Origin of the sequence: Streptomyces sp. NPDC012835, from assembly GCF_042900885.1 — a bacterium.
Taxonomy (GTDB): Bacteria; Actinomycetota; Actinomycetes; order Streptomycetales; family Streptomycetaceae; genus Streptomyces.
Genome location: NZ_JBIBBW010000002.1, coordinates 272,434 through 289,605, shown reverse-complemented (window position 1 = coordinate 289,605; position 17,172 = coordinate 272,434). Strand labels below are relative to the sequence as shown.

Sequence of the window (17,172 nt, the reverse complement as noted above, 5' to 3'; positions counted from 1 at the left end):
GCGTGGGGCGGGCCGGAGGTCCGGGCCGCCCCACGCCGCGGTGCGGTTACGCCTTGCGGAGGCGGAAGACGAGCGAGAGACCCTCGTCCTCGAACGGCGTGCCGTACGTGCCGTCCGCCTCGCCCGGCGCGAAGTCCGTCGCCAGGACCTCGTCCGCGATCAGCGGCGTGTGCGCGGTGAGCGCCTCCGTCGTCGCGGCGTCCGCCGAGTTCCAGCGGACGGCGATCCGGTCCGCGACGTCCAGACCGCTGTTCTTGCGGGCTTCCTGGATGAGCCGGATGGCGTCGCGGGCGAGGCCGGCCAGCCGGAGTTCGGGGGTGATCTCCAGGTCCAGGGCGACGGTCGCGCCGGAGTCGGAGGCGACGGACCAGCCCTCGCGCGGTGTCTCCGTGATGATCACCTCGTCCGGGGCGAGCGAGACGCTCTCGCCGTCCACGGTCACCGACGCCGTACCCTCGCGCAGCGCCGCCGACAGCGCCGCCGCGTCCGCCTCGGCGACCGCCTTCGCCACGGCCTGGACGCCCTTGCCGAAGCGCTTGCCGAGCGCGCGGAAGTTCGCCTTCGCCGTCGTGTCGACCAGCGAGCCGCCGACCTCGGAGAGCGTGGCCAGCGAGGAGACGTTCAGCTCCTCGGTGATCTGGGCCCGCAGCTCGGTGGAGAGGGCCTCGAAACCGGTGGCCGCGATCAGGGCCCTGGAGAGCGGCTGGCGGGTCTTCACACCGGACTCGGCGCGGGTCGCCCGGCCCAGCTCGACCAGCCGCCGTACCAGCACCATCTGCTGGGAGAGCGCGGGGTCGATCACCGACAGGTCCGCCTGCGGCCAGGACGCCAGGTGCACCGACTCGGGCGCGTCCCGCTCGACCGGGACGATCATGTCCTGCCAGACCCGCTCCGTGATGAACGGCGTCAGCGGCGCCATCAGCCGCGTCACCGTCTGGACCACGTCGTGCAGCGTGCGCAGCGCCGCCTTGTCGCCCTGCCAGAAGCGGCGGCGCGAGCGGCGTACGTACCAGTTGGAGAGATCGTCGACGAAGGCGGAGAGGAGCTTGCCGGTGCGCTGGGTGTCGTACGCCTCCATGGCCCGGGTGGTCTGGTCGACCAGCGCGTGCAGCTCGCTCAGCAGCCAGCGGTCCAGGATCGGCCGGTCGGCCGGCGCCGGGTCGGCCTCGCTGGGAGCCCAGTCGGACGTACGGGCGTACAGCGCCTGGAAGGCCACCGTGTTCCAGTACGTCAGCAGCGTCTTGCGGACGACCTCCTGGATCGTTCCGTCACCGACGCGCCGCGCCGCCCACGGGGAGCCGCCGGCCGCCATGAACCAGCGGACGGCGTCGGCGCCGTGCTTGTCCATCAGCGGGATCGGCTGAAGGATGTTGCCCAGGTGCTTGGACATCTTCCGGCCGTCCTCGGCCAGGATGTGGCCGAGGCAGACGACGTTCTCGTAACTCGACTTGTCGAAGACGAGCGTGCCGACGGCCATCAGCGTGTAGAACCAGCCGCGGGTCTGGTCGATGGCCTCCGAGATGAACTGCGCCGGGTAGCGCTTCTCGAAGAGGTCCTTGTTCTTGTACGGGTAGCCCCACTGCGCGAACGGCATCGAACCCGAGTCGTACCAGGCGTCGATCACCTCGGGCACCCGGACGGCCTCGTGGGCGCAGCCCTCGGCGGTGCAGGTGAAGGTGAGCGCGTCGATGAAGGGGCGGTGCGGGTCCAGGCCGCTCTGGTCGGTGCCCGTCAGCTCGGTCAGCTCGGCCCGCGAGCCCACGCAGGTCAGGTGGTTGTCCTCGCAGCGCCAGATGGGCAGCGGCGTGCCCCAGTAGCGGTTGCGGGACAGCGCCCAGTCGACGTTGTTGTCCAGCCAGTCGCCGTACCGGCCGTGCTTGACCGAGTCGGGGAACCAGTTGGTCCGCTCGTTCTCCTCCAGCAGCCGGTCCTTGACCGCCGTCGTGCGGATGTACCAGGACGGCTGCGCGTAGTAGAGGAGCGCCGTGTGGCAGCGCCAGCAGTGCGGATAGCTGTGCTCGTACGGAACGTGGCGGAACAGCAGGCCGCGCGCCTTGAGGTCCTCGGTGAGCGTCTCGTCGGCCTTCTTGAAGAAGACGCCGCCGACCAGCGGCACGTCCGCCTCGAAGGTGCCGTCGGGGCGGATCGGGTTCACCACCGGCAGACCGTAGGAGCGGCAGACCTTGAGGTCGTCCTCACCGAAGGCGGGGGACTGGTGGACCAGACCCGTACCGTCCTCCGTCGTCACGTACTCGGCGTTGACGACGTAGTGCGCCTCGGCCGGGAACTCCACCAGGGCGAAGGGGCGTTCGTACGTCCAGCGCTCCATCTCGGCGCCGGTGAAGGACTCGCCGGTGGGCTCCCAGCCCTCGCCGAGCGCCTTGCCCAGCAGCGGCTCGGCGACGACGAGCTTCTCCGCGCCGTCGGTCGCGACCACGTACCGGACCCCGGGGTGCGCCGCGACGGCGGTGTTCGAGACGAGGGTCCAGGGGGTGGTGGTCCACACCAGCAGCGCCGCCTCGCCCGCGAGGGGGCCCGAGGTGAGCGGGAAGCGGACGAAGACCGAGGGGTCGACGATGGTCTCGTACCCCTGCGCCAGCTCGTGGTCGGACAGACCGGTCTGGTCGCGCGGGCACCAGGGGGCGACGCGGTAGTCCTGGACCAGCAGGCCCTTGCCGAAGATCTCCTTCAGCGACCACCAGACGGAGTCGACGTACTCCGGGTCCATGGTGCGGTAGGCGTTGTCCAGGTCCGTCCAGTACCCCATGCGGGTCGTCAGCTCGGCGAAGGCGTCCGTGTGCCGGGTGACGGACTCGCGGCACCTGGCGTTGAACTCGGCGATGCCGTATGCCTCGATGTCCTTCTTGCCGGTGAAGCCCAGCTCCTTCTCGACGGCCAGCTCCACGGGCAGGCCGTGGCAGTCCCAGCCGGCCTTGCGGGCGACGTGGTAGCCGCGCATGGTCCGGAAGCGCGGGAAGACGTCCTTGAAGACGCGGGCCTCGATGTGGTGCGCGCCCGGCATGCCGTTGGCGGTGGGCGGACCCTCGTAGAAGACCCACTCGGGGCGGCCCTCGGACTGTTCGAGGGTCTTGTCGAAGACCTTGTTCTCGCGCCAGAAGTCGAGCACGGCGTGCTCCAGCGCGGGCAGGTCGACCTGGGCGGGCACCTGCTGGTACCCGCGACCGGTCGTGGCGGTCGTCGGCTGGGATTCTGCGGTCATGGGGCGCTACCTCCGGCGGAACTGCGGCGATCTCCGTCGAAGGGACGAGAGCCTGGGCTCCCGCGGTACCACCCTTCTTGGCCCCGGACGAGAGTGTCGTCCGCGGCCCCCTCATTGGGGTCGCGCTGCCGGTTCTACTCGCCCCGGATCACCTGGGCTTTCCTCCGGCGGCTCAGGGGTGATGCTCCACCTCGCGCTGTGCCCCCGGGCTCGCACCGTCCCCGGGTCGCTCATGGCCGCGTACGAAGCCGCTTGTCCCCATCCACGCCTTTCGCTGCGGCCAGTGTACGGGGAGGGGCCGGGCGGGGCCGACCGTTTTCGCGGGGGAGCGCCGTACGGCCGAACGTACGACCCGAACGGTTATACCGGCGCCGGCGGGCGCCCCGGTCCGCGCCGCGGCGGATTACCGGGCGGGGAGCTGGGCACAACCGATGGAGGCCCGTCCTGCCGCGCCACGGGGAGGGTCCGACCGGCGGCGTGCCCCGTTGCCGCGGGCCCGGGGTCGATTTATCGTCCCAGCACGATTCGCGTGCGCGATCACCACATGTGAAGGGGCCGCGGCCATGGTGGCGAAGAAGACGGCGGCCAAGAAGGCGGCGGCCGGGAAGACGGCCGCGAAGAAGACGGCGGCGAAGAAGACCGCGGCGAAGAGAACGGCCACCGCGAAGGCGACGGACGGGACGGTCGAGAAGGCCGCCGCCGCGGAGGCGACGGGGAAGAAGGACGCCGCCGGGAAACCGGCGGCCGGCGGGGCACCTGCGAAGAAGTCCGCGGCCAAGAAGGCGGCGCCCCACCGGGCGGCTTCCGGCTCGACCGCGAAGAAGGCCGCGTCCGCGGCCGACCGGGCGGCCGAGGCCGCTGAACAGACGGGAGCCAAGACGGTGGCAGCCAAGAAGACCGCGGGCAGGGGTACGGCGGCCGGGGCGGGCGGGACGGGGGTGGCGACCGCCGTCACCACGGAGCCCGGCGCCCCCACCCCGCCGGACGAGCTGGCGGTACGGCCGGGGGAGGAACCGTGGACACCGGAGGAGGTCGCCGAGGCCCGCTCCGAGCTGGAGAGCGAGATCGCCCGCCTCCAGGCCGAGATCACCGCCTCCGAGACCTCGCTCGCCGGGCTGATGCGGGACTCCGGGGACGGCGCGGGCGACGACGACGCGGACACCGGGACGAAGAACATCACGCGCGAGCACGAGATGTCCCTCGCCGCCAACGCCCGCGAGATGCTGGAGCAGACCGAGCGGGCACTGCTGCGGTTGGACGCCGGGACGTACGGTCTCTGCGAGATCTGCGGCAAGCCCATCGGCAAGGCGCGTATGCAGGCGTTCCCGCGCGCGACCCTCTGTGTGGAGGACAAGCAGAAGCAGGAACGCCGAGGCTGACGTCGTACCTGTGTGCCCTGTCCCTGTGCCGTACCCTCGTCCTCAGTCGGCACCTAGGTTTGAGGAATCACGTGGCAGAGGCGGAGCGGGTCATCGGTACGCCGGATGTGGACGACGAGGCGGCGGCCCCGGAGGAGCGGCCCCGCGGGAAGCGCAGGGTGGTCGCCCTCTTCACCGTCGCCGTCCTCGCGTACCTGCTGGACCTCGGCAGCAAGATGCTCGTGGTGGCCAAGCTGGAGCACCACGAGCCGATCCGGGTGATCGGTGATCTGCTCCAGTTCCAGGCGATCAGGAACGCGGGGGCCGCCTTCGGGATCGGCGAGGCGTTCACGGTGATCTTCACGATCATCGCGGCGGGCGTCATCGTGGTGATCGCCCGGCTGGCCCGCAAGCTCTACAGCCTGCCCTGGGCCATCGCTCTCGGCCTGCTGCTCGGTGGCGCGCTGGGCAACCTCACCGACCGGATCTTCCGCTCGCCCGGCGTCTTCCGGGGCGCCGTGGTGGACTTCATCGCACCCGCGCACTTCGCCGTCTTCAACCTCGCGGACTCCGCGATCGTCTGCGGCGGCATCCTGATCGTGCTGCTGTCCTTCCGGGGGCTCGACCCCGACGGGACCGTCCACAAGGACTGAAGGTCCGAGCGCGCGGTTCGGCGCTTTGTCGCTACAAGGCATACTCGACAGGTGAGCTTTCCCGAGATCAGAACCCTGCCCGTGCCCGATGGCCTGGAGGGCGAGCGCGTCGACGCCGCCATAGCCCGCATGTTCGGCTTCTCCCGTACGAAGGCGGCCGACCTCGCCGCCTCCGGGAAGGTCCAGGTCGACGGCGCTGTCGTCGGGAAGTCCGAGCGGGTGAGCGGCGGTGCCTGGCTCGAAGTGGAGATGCCCCCGGCCGCCGCACCCGTACAGATCGTGGCCGAGCCCGTCGAGGGCATGGAGATCGTGCACGACGACGACGACATCGTCGTGATCGTCAAGCCGGTCGGCGTCGCCGCGCACCCCAGCCCCGGCTGGACCGGTACGACCGTCATCGGCGGCCTCGCCGCCGCCGGGTACCGCATCTCGACCTCCGGCGCGGCCGAGCGCCAGGGCATCGTGCACCGGCTGGACGTCGGCACCTCCGGACTGATGGTGGTGGCCAAGTCGGAGCGCGCGTACACCCTGCTCAAGGCGCAGTTCAAGGAGCGCGTCGTGGACAAGCGCTACCACGCGCTGGTGCAGGGCCACCCCGACCCGATGAGCGGCACCATCGACGCGCCCATCGGCCGCCACCCGAACCACGACTACAAGTGGGCGGTCACCGCCGAGGGCAAGGCGTCGGTGACCCACTACGACCTGATCGAGGCGTTCCGGTCGGCCTCGCTGCTGGACATCAAGCTGGAGACGGGCCGTACGCACCAGATCCGGGTGCACATGTCCGCCCACCGCCACCCCTGCGTCGGGGACCTGACCTACGGCGCCGACCCGACGCTGGCCAAGCGGCTGGGGCTGACCCGGCAGTGGCTGCACGCGGTACGGCTCGGCTTCGAGCACCCGTCGGACGGGCAGTGGGTGGAGTTCGCCAGCGGCTACCCGGACGACCTCCAGGGCGCGCTGGACAAGGTCCGGGCGGAGAGCAACGCGTGAACCGGACGCGTCCGGCCGGGGCCCCTCCACTGGTCGGCGTCGTGACCGATCCGGCGGGGGTCGAGGCGTGCTTCGCCGTGCGCCGCCAGGTCTTCGTCGCCGAGCAGGGTGTCCCCGAGGAGCTGGAGTACGACGGTCTCGACGACCGGGCGGTCCAGGTGCTGGCGGTGGACGCGGACGGCACCCCGCTGGGTACGGGCCGGCTGCTGCACGGCCCCGAGGCGGCCGACAGGACCGGCGGCGACCCGCGCGTCGGCGCGCTGGGACGGCTCGCGGTCCTGAAGGCGGCGCGCGGCCTGGGGGTCGGCGCCGCGCTGGTGCGCGCGATCGAGACCGCGGCGGCGGAGCGGGGCCTCACGGCGATGGACCTGCACGCGCAGACCCATGCGCTGGCCTTCTACGAACGGCTCGGATACGCCGCGCACGGCCCCGAGTTCCTGGACGCGGGCATCGCGCACCGCGCCATGCGCAGAGAGCTGCCGGCGGCCCCGGCACGGTGATCCGGACCGGCCACCCGGACCCCGGCACACCGAATACGGCCACTTCCGGCCACCCCCTGGCCTGATTCGGTCGGAGCCCATGGCAGGCTTGAGCCCTTGATCACCCAAGTCTGCCGTCAAGGCTTTCGACCACCGGAGGGCCCACCGTGGACCAGCTGGCACTGCTGATCGTGCTGTTGCTCGGGGCGGTGCTGACCGTGCCGCTGGGGGACCGGCTGGGGCTGCCCTCGCCGGTCCTGATGACGATCGTGGGCGTCGTCCTGGCGCTGCTGCCGTTCGTACCCAACGTCCAGGTGCCGCCGGACTTCATCCTGCCGCTGCTGCTCCCGCCCCTCTTGTACGCGGCGGTCCAACGCACCTCCTGGCGGCAGTTCACGGCGAATCTGCGGCCCATCTTCCTGCTGGCCGTCGCGCTGGTCTTCGTGACCACGGCGGCCGTGGCGGCGGTGGCCAACTCCATCGTGCCGGGACTGCCGATCGCCGGGGCCGTCGCGCTGGGCGCCCTCGTCGCGCCGCCCGACCCGGTGGCCGCGACCGCGGTGGCCGGCTCGCTCGGGCTGCCCAGGCGGCTGGTGTCGATCCTGGAGGGCGAGGGACTCTTCAACGACGTCACCGCCATCGTGCTCTACCACGTGGCGATCGCCGCCGCCGTCTCCGGAACGTTCTCCTGGCCCAGCGCGGTCGGCTCGCTGGTGCTCTCCGCCGTGGTGGCGGTGGCGATGGGGCTCGCGCTCGGCTGGCTCACCAACAAGCTGATGTCGCTGCTCGGCGACGCGACCCTCCAGATCGGGCTCTCGCTCCTGGTGCCGTTCGTCGCCTACGTCCTCGCCGAGGAGCTGCACGGCTCCGGCGTCCTCGCCGTCCTCACCATCGCGCTCTTCCTCGCCACGCACACGGCGGACGCCGACGACGTGATGGGACGGCTCGCGGGCAACTCCTTCTGGGAGGTCGTCGACACGCTCGTCACCGGGGTCGCCTTCGGGCTCATCGGACTGGAACTGCACAACGCCTTCGGCGCCGCCAACGGCCGGGCGGGGGAGATGCTCGGCTGGGGCGCGGCGGTCGTCGGGGTCGTCGTCTTCGTACGCCTGCTCTGGCTGCTGCCCGCCACCTGGCTCGCCACGCGGATGCACAAGCTGCGCGACTACGACGAGGAGATCCCCACCAGCTGGCGCGAGACCGTCGTCATGTGGTGGGCCGGGATGCGCGGGGTGGCGTCCGTCGCACTGGCCCTGGCCATTCCGCTGGAGACCGACAGCGGGGAGCCGTTCCCCGGCCGCGAGGAGATCATCTTCATCGCCTTCGCGGTCATCATGGCCACGCTCGTCATCCAGGGCCTCACCCTCCCCTGGCTGGTGAGGAAGCTCGGCGTACGGGCCGACAGCAACGCCGAGCACGAGCTGGAGCACTCCCTCGCGGTCCGCGCCGCCAAGGCGGCCAAGGCCCGGCTCAAGGAGATCGAGGAGGTCGAGGAGCTCCCGGAGGACATCAGCGAGCGGCTGCTGCGCGGAGCCGTCGACATCGGGCTGCGGATCAGTCCCGACCTCGCCGACGACGAACGCCGGGAATGGGTCGCCACCCGGGTCGAACGCGTCAAGGTCGTCCAGCGCATCCAGCGCGAGATGATGTCGGCGGCCCGGCACGAGGTCCTCTCCGCGCGCAACGAACTCGGCTCCGACCCGGAGGTCGTGGACCGGGTGCTGCGCCAGCTGGACGTGCGCTCCATGCACTGACGGCCCGCGCACGCCCCTCCGGGCTCCGGGACCGCGGCTCCGGGGGGGCCTCCGGGCTCCGGGACGAGCCGTCAGCCCCGGCCCGTGGGCGGCTGCTCGGTGGCCTCCTCGCGGTCGGCGGGGTCCCCGGCCCCCGTACCCTCCGTACCGCTCCCGTTCGCCGCGGCGCGCCCGCCGCGCGGGGCGGGGAGCACCGCCCCCGGCTCCATCGCGATCCTCGGCAGGGCGTACGGATGGTGCCGCACCAGCCAGTCGATCAGCTGCTCGCGCACCGCGCAGCGCACCGTCCAGATGTCGTCCGCGTCCTTGGCCGTGACCACCGCGCGCACCTCGATGGTGGTCGGGGTGGTGTCCGTGACGGCCAGGCTCCATGTCCTGCCGTCCCAGGCCGGGCACTCCAGCAGGATCTCGTGCAGCCGCTCGCGCATCAGCCGCATCGGCGCCGAGTGGTCCAGCTGGAAGAAGACCGTGCCGCTCATCTGGACCCCGCCGCGCGACCAGTTCTCGAACGGCTTGCTGGTGAAGTACGACACGGGCATCGTGATGCGCCGCTCGTCCCAGGTCCGCACGGCGAGGAACGTCAGCGTGACCTCCTCGACCACGCCCCACTCGCCGTCCACCACCACCGTGTCGCCGATCCGCACCATGTCGCCGAACGCGATCTGGAACCCGGCGAAGAGATTGCCCAGCGTGGACTGCGCGGCGACACCGGCGACGATGCCGATGATGCCCGCCGAGGCCAGCATCGACGTACCGACGGCCCGCATGTCCGGGAAGGTGAGCAGTATCGCGGCCACCGCGACCACCACCACGACGGCGGTCACGATCCGCATGATCAGCGTCACCTGGGTACGGACCCGGCGCAGCCGGGCCGGGTCCCGGGTCGAGGACGCGTAGCGGGCGTACGTCGACTCCACCGCCGCCGACACGATCCGCAGCACCAGCCACGCGCCCGCGCTGATGAGCACCAGCGACAGCACCTGGCCGATGGCCCCGTGGTGCGCCTCGATGAACGTCCACCGGGTCTGGCGGTAGGTGCCGCGCAGCGCGCTGGTGAGCAGCAGCACTTGCAGCGGCAGCCGGCAGCGGCGCAGGAGTCCCCACAGCGGGGTCTCCGGATGGCGGCCGTCCATGCGGCGCAACAGCAGGTCCACGGTCCAGCCGAGCGTCAGCGTGAGCAGGACGGAGCCCCCGAAGACGATCAGCGGGCGCAGTAGGTGGTCCATGACTCCCTCGATGGGTTCCGGTCGGGGCGGACTGGCAGGATGTCCGGATGGACATCATGCTCTTCCATTCGGTCTACGGTCTGCGCCCCGCGGTGCGGGAAGCGGCCGACCTGCTGCGTTCCGCCGGGCACGAGGTGCGCGTGCCCGACCTCTTCGAGGGACAAACCGCCTCCAGCGCGGAGGAGGGCAGGGAGCTGAAGGACCGGATCGGCAAGGAGGAGCTGCTGCGCCGCGCGGTGCTGGCCGCCGCCCCCTACTCCGAGCGCGGACTGGTGTACGTGGGCTTCTCGCTCGGCGGTTCCATCGCGCAGAACCTGGCGCTGGGGGACGCGAAGGCGCGCGGGCTGCTGCTGATGCACGGCACGTCCGACATCGCGGAGAGCGCGTCCGTCGACGATCTGCCCGTACAGCTGCACGTCGCGGACCCGGACCCCTTCGAGTCGCACGACTGGCTGAACTCCTGGTACCTCCAGATGCGGCGGGCGGGCGCCGACGTGGAGGTCTACCGCTATCCGGGGGCCGGGCACCTGTACACGGACCGGGAGCTGCCCGACTACGACGAGTCGGCCGCCGAGGAGACCTGGCGGACCGCTCTCGCCTTCATCGACTCCCTGTAGGAGCCGTCGGGACGGCGGCCGTCCAGGCCCCGGCCCCGGCGCCGACGCGCGCCGCCGGGGCCGGGGGCTCCCCGGTCAGCCCTTCAGCGCCTTGTCCAGCGCCGTGTTGAAGTCGGCCACCGTCATGGGCGGGCCGTCGCTGCCCTCGGTGGTGAGCTTCTGGCCGTCCATCTTCAGTGCCGGAGTGCCCCGCACCCCGCTCTTGTCGAAGGCGGCGGACATCTTCATCGCCCAGGCGTCGTACGTGCCGTCCTTGACGTTCTTCTGGAAGGCCGCGTTGTCCTTGAGCGCCTTCACCGAGTCGGCCACCTCGATCAGATAGCTGTCCTTGGCGAACTTGTCGCTGGTCTCCTCCGGGTGGTACTTCGTGGAGTAGAGCGCCGTCTTGTACTCCAGGAACGCCTCGGGGCTCACATCGAGCGCCGCGCCCAGCGCCGACAGGGCCTTCTTGGAGCCCGTGCCGTTGTCGGAGTTGTCGATGAAGGTCGCGCCGACGTACTTGATCTTGAACTTGCCCGCGTCGATGCCGTTGTGGACGGTCTCGCCCACGGTCTGCTCGAACTGCGCGCAGACCGGGCAGCGGGAGTCCTCGTACAGTTCGAGCGTCTTCTTGGCGTCGGACTTGCCGATGACGACGGTCGTGCCGTTCGTGCCCGTGGTGTTCTTCGGGGCGACGACGGTCTTCTCGTCCTTCATCGCCTCCCAGTGCGAGGGCTTGTTCGCCTGGACGACCGCGTAGCCGACGCCGCCGGCTATCGCGAGTATCGCGACCGCCGAGACCCCGACGACGACCTGGCGGCGGACCTTGTCCTTCTTCGCCTGCCGCTCGCGCTCCTGGCGCAGCCGCTCGCGGGCCGCGGCCTTGTTGGACTGGTTGTTGCGTGCGCTCATGCTGGTTCACTCCGGTTGATGACGTAGTGCTGCGTACGGGAGGGGGACGGCCGGGAGGCTCAGACGGTGCCGAGCGCGGGCCCGGGCGGTCCCCGCCGTCCTACGGAGTGCACCAGGAGCCGGGTACGGGAGACACGCGGCCGGCCGGCCGGCCGGGCCGCGCGACGCGGCGCCCCGCGGACCGTGCCCGCCGCCGCGACCGCGATCAGCAGCGGGCGGAAGGCGGCGGCGCCGGCCGCTCGTACGAGACCGGCCAGCGCGGCCTCGCCGTGCCGCAGCCAGGCGGCGGCGAACAGCCCGACCGCGACATGGGCGCCGAGCAGCAGCCAGGGCAGGGCCGGGTCCGGGGAGTTCAGCAGGGCCGAGGCGGCCGAGTCGCCCCGGACCACACCGGGCAGCGGCGCCCCGAGCCCGCCCCCGCACAGCACGTCGAGGCCGACCGAGCGCAGCGGCCCCGCCACCGGGCCGCCCGCCGCGCCGTAACAGACGTGCTGGCCGCTGGTGAAGAGGGTGTCCGCGGCCAGCTCCAGCGGGACGAGCAGGGCGGAGATCCGCCAGAAGCCCCGCTCACGGCCCGCCGCCGCGTAGGCGAGCGGGAACACCGCGGCGCACAGGACGGCGACCAGGGGCAGCGGCAGCGGGACGCGGGAGAGCAGCACGTGCGAGCCCGCGGACAGCGTCACGACCAGTGCCGTGAAGAGTGCTGCCCGCGCCGCTCTGAGCCGCGTCCCTGATATGTCCATCGCCGCCGAGTGTGCCATGCGTCCCGGTAAACGGTCCTTAAAGACGGTGGGAGGCCCGTGCCTCAGCGGACCCGGGGCACGGGCCCCGGCTCCAGCCTGCCGTTGCGGAACAGGTCCACGAAGATCCGGTGGTCCGCCCTGGCCCGCGCCCCGTAGGAGTGGGCGAAGTCCACCAGCAGCGCCCCGAAGCCCTCCTCGTCGGCCGCGATCGCCGCGTCGATGGCCCGCTCCGTGGAGAACGGCACCAGGGAGTGGCCGCTCTCGTCGTCCGCCGCCGCGTGCATGGTGGCCGTGGCCCTGCCGAGGTCGGCGACGACCGTCGCGATCTCCTCCGGGTCGTCCAGGTCCGACCAGTCCAGATCCACGGCGTACGGCGAGACCTCCGCGACCAGCTGCCCCGCCCCGTCCAGCTCGGTCCAGCCCAGCCAGGGGTCGGCGTGCGCCTGGAGGGCCCGCTGCGAGATGACCGTACGGTGCCCCTCGTGCAGGAAGTACTCCCGTACGGCCCGGTCGGTGACATGCCGGGAGACCGCCGGGATCTGCGCCTGCTTCAGGTAGATGACCACGTCGTTCTCCAGGGCGTCGCTGTTGCCCTCCAGGAGGATGTTGTACGAGGGCAGCCCCGCCGAGCCGATACCGATGCCGCGCCGGCCCACGACGTCCTTCACGCGGTAGGAGTCGGGGCGGCTCAGGCTGGACTCGGGCAGTGTCTCCAGATAGCCGTCGAACGCCGCCAGGATCTTGTACCGGGTGGCCGCGTCCAGCTCGACGGTGCCGCCGTCGGGCGCGAAGCGCCGCTCGAACTCCCTGATCTCGGTCATCGAGTCCAGCAGCCCGAAGCGGGTGCGCGAGCGCGCCGAGCGCAGCGCGCCGAGCAGCGGTCCCCGCGCGGTGTCCAGGGTGAAGGGCGGCACCTCGTCGTCCTTGGCGCCGGTCGCCAGGGCGTGGATCCGCTCGCGGTAGGCGGCCGCGTAGGTCTCCACCAGTTCGGTGATCATCCCGTCGCTGAGCGCCTTGGTGTGGCCGATCAGCGCCAGCGAGGCGGCGAAGCGCTTCAGGTCCCAGACGAACGGGCCGACGTACGCCTCGTCGAAGTCGTTGACGTTGAAGATCAGCCGCCCGTTCGCGTCCATGTACGTACCGAAGTTCTCCGCGTGCAGATCGCCGTGGATCCACACCCGGGCGGTGCGCTCGTCGAGGAAGGGGCCGGCCCCCGCCGAGCCGGCGCGCTCCCGCTCCAGATCGCTGTAGAAGAGACCGGCCGTGCCCCGGTAGAAGGCGAAGGCCGAGGCCGCCATCTTCCGGAACTTCACCCGGAAGGCCGCTGGGTCCGCCGCCAGCAGCTCACCGAACGCCGTGTCGAAGACGGCGAGGATCTCCTCGCCGCGCTCCTCGTCAGCTGCTTCCACGGGTCGCGGGACCGACATCGCTGGGTGCCTCCTGTAGAGATGGCGTAGATGTGACAACAAAGACATGGGGTACGCGGACGGAGCCGTGAGCGGCGCGGCCCGGCCGGGCGCGGGGACGCCGGGGCGCCCTCGCAGGGGCAACGCCCGGCGCCTCCCGCGAGTGCCCGTCGACTGTCACCGCCGAGACGTAGACTTCCCAGCTGTCCCCCCGGGCCGCTCTCGGCACGGGGGCCCCGGAGGTCGCTCCCGGGGAAACACCGTGTCGTCCGCTCGTTGGAGGCCCCCGCCGTGACCAAGCCGCCTTTCACGCACCTGCACGTGCACACCCAGTACTCGCTGCTGGACGGTGCCGCGCGGTTGGGGGACATGTTCAACGCGTGCAAAGAGATGGGCATGTCGCACATCGCGATGACGGACCACGGAAATCTGCACGGCGCGTACGACTTCTTCCATCAGGCCAAGAAGGCCGGGGTGACCCCGATCATCGGGATCGAGGCGTACGTGGCGCCGGAGTCGCGGCGGCTGAAGCGGAAGGTCCAGTGGGGGCAGCCGCACCAGAAGCGCGACGACGTGTCCGGTTCGGGCGGTTACACCCACAAGACGATCTGGGCGGCCAACAGCACCGGGCTGCACAACCTGTTCCGGCTCTCCTCGGACGCGTACAAGGAGGGGTGGCTCCAGAAGTGGCCCCGGATGGACAAGGAGACCATCGCGAAGTGGTCCGAGGGGCTGATCGCCTCGACCGGCTGCCCCTCGGGCGAACTGCAGACGCGGCTGCGGCTCGGCCAGTTCGACGAGGCGGTGCAGGCCGCCTCGGACTATCAGGACATCTTCGGCAAGGACCGGTATTTCCTGGAGCTGATGGACCACGGCATCGAGATCGAGCGCCGGGTGCGCGACGGCCTCCTGGAGGTCGGCAAGAAGCTCGGCATCCCGCCGCTGGTCACCAACGACTCCCACTACACGTACGCGCACGAGGCCACCGCCCACGACGCGCTGCTGTGCATCCAGACCGGCAAGAACCTCTCCGACCCCGACCGCTTCCGCTTCGACGGCACCGGCTACTACCTCAAGTCCACCGACGAGATGTACGCCGTCGACTCCTCCGACGCCTGGCAGCAGGGGTGCGCCAACACCCGCCTGGTCGCCGATCAGATCGACCCGGAGGGCTGGTTCCAGGAGCGGAACCTGATGCCCAGGTTCGATGTGCCCGAGGGCTTCACCGAGGTCTCCTGGTTCCGCGAGGAGACCATGCGGGGCATGGCCCGCCGCTTCCCGAACGGTGTCCCGGAAGACCGGATGCGCCAGGTCGAGTACGAGATGGGCATCATCATCGACATGGGCTTCCCGGGGTACTTCCTCGTGGTCGCCGACTTCATCATGTGGGCGAAGAACAACGGCATCGCGGTCGGCCCCGGCCGCGGCTCCGCCGCCGGTTCGATCGTGTCGTACGCCATGGGCATCACCGACCTCGACCCGATCGAGCACGGGCTGATCTTCGAGCGGTTCCTCAACCCCGAGCGCATCTCGATGCCCGATGTCGACATCGACTTCGACGAGCGCAGGCGCGGCGAGGTCATCCGGTACGTCACCGAGAAGTACGGCGAGGACAAGGTCGCCATGATCGGTACGTACGGCAAGATCAAGGCCAAGAACGCGATCAAGGACTCCGCGCGCGTCCTGGGCTACCCGTACGCCATGGGCGACCGGCTCACCAAGGCCATGCCCGCCGACGTCCTGGGCAAGGGCATCGACCTCAACGGCATCACCGACCCCAAGCACCCGCGCTACAGCGAGGCGGGCGAGATCCGGGGGATGTACGAGAACGAGGCGGACGTCAAGAAGGTCATCGACACCGCGAAGGGTGTGGAGGGCCTGGTCCGGCAGATGGGCGTGCACGCGGCCGGCGTGATCATGTCCAGCGAGACCATCACCGACCACGTACCGGTCTGGGTCCGGCACACCGACGGTGTGACGATCACGCAGTGGGACTACCCGCAGTGCGAGTCGCTCGGCCTGCTGAAGATGGACTTCCTCGGCCTGCGCAACCTGACCATCATGGACGACGCCGTCAAGATGGTGAAGGCCAACAAGGGCATCGACCTGGAGATGCTCTCCCTGCCGCTGGACGACCCCAAGACGTACGAACTGCTCTGCCGCGGTGACACGCTCGGCGTCTTCCAGTTCGACGGCGGCCCGATGCGCTCCCTGCTGCGCCAGATGCAGCCCGACAACTTCGAGGACATTTCCGCCGTCTCGGCCCTCTACCGGCCGGGCCCGATGGGCATGAACTCGCACACGAACTACGCGGAGCGCAAGAACGGCCGCCAGGAGATCACCCCGATCCACCCGGAGCTGGAGGAGCCCCTCAAGGAGGTCCTCGGGCTGACCTACGGCCTGATCGTGTACCAGGAGCAGGTGCAGAAGGCCGCCCAGATCGTCGCCGGGTACTCGCTCGGCGAGGCCGACATCCTGCGCCGTGTGATGGGCAAGAAGAAGGCCGAGGAACTGGCCAAGAACTTCGTCCTCTTCGAGGCGGGCGCCAAGAAGAACGGCTTCTCCGACGCGGCGATCAAGGCCCTGTGGGACGTACTGGTGCCGTTCGCCGGATACGCGTTCAACAAGGCGCACTCCTCCGCGTACGGCCTGGTCACCTACTGGACCGCGTATCTGAAGGCGAATTACCCCGCCGAATACATGGCCGCGCTGCTGACCTCGGTCAAGGACGACAAGGACAAGTCGGCCGTTTATCTGAACGAGTGCCGGCGTATGGGCATCAAGGTGCTGCCGCCCAATGTCAACGAGTCGCAGTCGAACTTCGCTGCGCAGGGCAGCGATGTGATCCTGTTCGGTCTGACGGCCATCAGGAATGTCGGGCAGAACGTGGTGGACTCGATCATCCGCTGCCGCAAGGCGAAGGGGAAATACGCGACGTTCCCCGACTTCCTCGACAAGGTCGAGGCGGTCGTCTGCAACAAGCGCACCGTGGAATCGCTCATCAAGGCCGGGGCGTTCGACGAGATGGGCCACACCCGCAAGGGACTGGTCGCCCACCACGAGCCGATGATCGACAATGTCGTGGCGGTCAAGCGCAAGGAGGCCGAGGGGCAGTTCGACCTCTTCGGCGGCGGCGACGAGGAATCGACGGAACCGGGCTTCGGGCTCGACATCGAATTCTCCGACATCGAGTGGGACAAGTCCTATCTGCTCGCGCAGGAGCGCGAGATGCTCGGCCTCTACGTCTCCGACCACCCCCTCTTCGGCATCGAACACGTCCTGTCCGACAAGTCCGACGCGGCGATCTCCCAGCTCACCGGCGGTGAGCACGCCGACGGCGCGGTCGTCACCATCGGCGGCATCATCTCCGGCCTCCAGCGCAAGATGACCAAGCAGGGCAACGCCTGGGCCATCGCCACCGTCGAGGACCTGGCCGGCTCCATCGAGTGCATGTTCTTCCCCGCCACCTATCAGCTGGTCTCCACCCAGCTCGTCGAGGACACCGTCGTCTTCGTCAAGGGCCGCCTCGACAAGCGCGAGGACGTTCCCCGGCTCGTCGCGATGGAGCTCCAGGTGCCCGACGTGTCGTCCGCCGGCACGGACGCCCCCGTGACCATCACCATCCCCACGGTGAAGCTCACCCCGCCGATGGTCAGCAGGCTCGGTGAGATCCTCAGCCACCACCGGGGCAACTCCGAGGTACGGATCAAGCTCCAGGGGGCTCGCAAGACCACGGTCCTGCGGCTCGACCGGCACCGGGTCCAGCCCGACCCGGCGCTCTTCGGCGACCTGAAGGTCCTCCTCGGCCCGTCCTGCCTGGCCGGCTAGAGAT

Annotated in this window: 12 protein-coding genes; 7 read left to right on the top strand and 5 right to left on the bottom strand. The window is 70.4% G+C overall.

What is annotated here, in order from left to right:
- Nucleotides 1–46 precede the first annotated feature (46 nt).
- Entirely contained in the window at nucleotides 47–3,220 is a 3,174-nt protein-coding gene (gene ileS, locus ACFY6S_RS08760) for an isoleucine--tRNA ligase (RefSeq protein ID WP_388820568.1), read from the bottom strand.
- 563 nt (nucleotides 3,221–3,783) lie between these two features.
- On the opposite strand from ileS, the gene ACFY6S_RS08755 reads away from it, so the two are divergent.
- The 5 genes from ACFY6S_RS08755 to ACFY6S_RS08735 all read left to right on the top strand — a co-directional run bounded on the left by ACFY6S_RS08755 (nucleotide 3,784) and on the right by ACFY6S_RS08735 (nucleotide 8,457).
- On the top strand, nucleotides 3,784–4,599 hold the full coding sequence (locus ACFY6S_RS08755; RefSeq protein WP_388820565.1) for a TraR/DksA family transcriptional regulator: 816 nt from the start codon (nucleotides 3,784–3,786) through the stop codon (nucleotides 4,597–4,599).
- Between the two features lie 71 nt (nucleotides 4,600–4,670).
- Nucleotides 4,671–5,231, top strand: coding sequence for a signal peptidase II (gene lspA, locus ACFY6S_RS08750; protein WP_388820563.1), 561 nt, complete (start codon nucleotides 4,671–4,673; stop codon nucleotides 5,229–5,231).
- 51 nt (nucleotides 5,232–5,282) lie between these two features.
- Nucleotides 5,283–6,224, top strand: coding sequence for an RluA family pseudouridine synthase (locus ACFY6S_RS08745; protein WP_388820560.1), 942 nt, complete (start codon nucleotides 5,283–5,285; stop codon nucleotides 6,222–6,224).
- Entirely contained in the window at nucleotides 6,221–6,724 is a 504-nt protein-coding gene (locus ACFY6S_RS08740; RefSeq protein ID WP_388820557.1) for a GNAT family N-acetyltransferase, read from the top strand. Before ACFY6S_RS08745 ends, ACFY6S_RS08740 begins: the two co-directional genes overlap by 4 nt.
- A gap of 146 nt (nucleotides 6,725–6,870) precedes the next feature.
- On the top strand, nucleotides 6,871–8,457 hold the full coding sequence (locus ACFY6S_RS08735; RefSeq protein ID WP_388820554.1) for a Na+/H+ antiporter: 1,587 nt from the start codon (nucleotides 6,871–6,873) through the stop codon (nucleotides 8,455–8,457).
- Nucleotides 8,458–8,528: 71 nt separating this feature from the next.
- Here ACFY6S_RS08735 and ACFY6S_RS08730 read toward each other — a convergent pair whose 3' ends face one another.
- Complete coding sequence (locus ACFY6S_RS08730; protein ID WP_388820551.1) at nucleotides 8,529–9,683, bottom strand: mechanosensitive ion channel family protein; 1,155 nt, start codon at nucleotides 9,681–9,683, stop codon at nucleotides 8,529–8,531.
- Nucleotides 9,684–9,730: 47 nt separating this feature from the next.
- Between ACFY6S_RS08730 and ACFY6S_RS08725 the strand changes: the two genes are divergently transcribed.
- Nucleotides 9,731–10,300 (top strand): dienelactone hydrolase family protein, encoded by a 570-nt coding sequence (locus ACFY6S_RS08725; RefSeq protein ID WP_388820548.1) that lies wholly within the window; start codon nucleotides 9,731–9,733, stop codon nucleotides 10,298–10,300.
- A 75-nt stretch (nucleotides 10,301–10,375) separates the two neighbouring features.
- On the opposite strand, the gene ACFY6S_RS08720 is transcribed toward ACFY6S_RS08725, so the two are convergent.
- The 3 genes from ACFY6S_RS08720 to ACFY6S_RS08710 all read right to left on the bottom strand — a co-directional run bounded on the left by ACFY6S_RS08720 (nucleotide 10,376) and on the right by ACFY6S_RS08710 (nucleotide 13,361).
- Complete coding sequence (locus ACFY6S_RS08720) at nucleotides 10,376–11,191, bottom strand: DsbA family protein (protein WP_388820545.1); 816 nt, start codon at nucleotides 11,189–11,191, stop codon at nucleotides 10,376–10,378.
- Nucleotides 11,192–11,250: 59 nt separating this feature from the next.
- Nucleotides 11,251–11,934 carry a hypothetical protein gene (locus ACFY6S_RS08715; protein ID WP_388820542.1) on the bottom strand — a complete coding sequence of 228 codons (684 nt, stop codon included), beginning with the start codon at nucleotides 11,932–11,934 and terminating at the stop codon, nucleotides 11,251–11,253.
- Between the two features lie 62 nt (nucleotides 11,935–11,996).
- Entirely contained in the window at nucleotides 11,997–13,361 is a 1,365-nt protein-coding gene (locus tag ACFY6S_RS08710; protein WP_388820539.1) for a DUF2252 domain-containing protein, read from the bottom strand.
- A 270-nt stretch (nucleotides 13,362–13,631) separates the two neighbouring features.
- Here ACFY6S_RS08710 and dnaE point away from each other — a divergent pair, with 270 nt between their 5' ends.
- On the top strand, nucleotides 13,632–17,168 hold the full coding sequence (dnaE, locus tag ACFY6S_RS08705) for a DNA polymerase III subunit alpha (protein ID WP_388820536.1): 3,537 nt from the start codon (nucleotides 13,632–13,634) through the stop codon (nucleotides 17,166–17,168).
- Nucleotides 17,169–17,172: the final 4 nt, after the last annotated feature.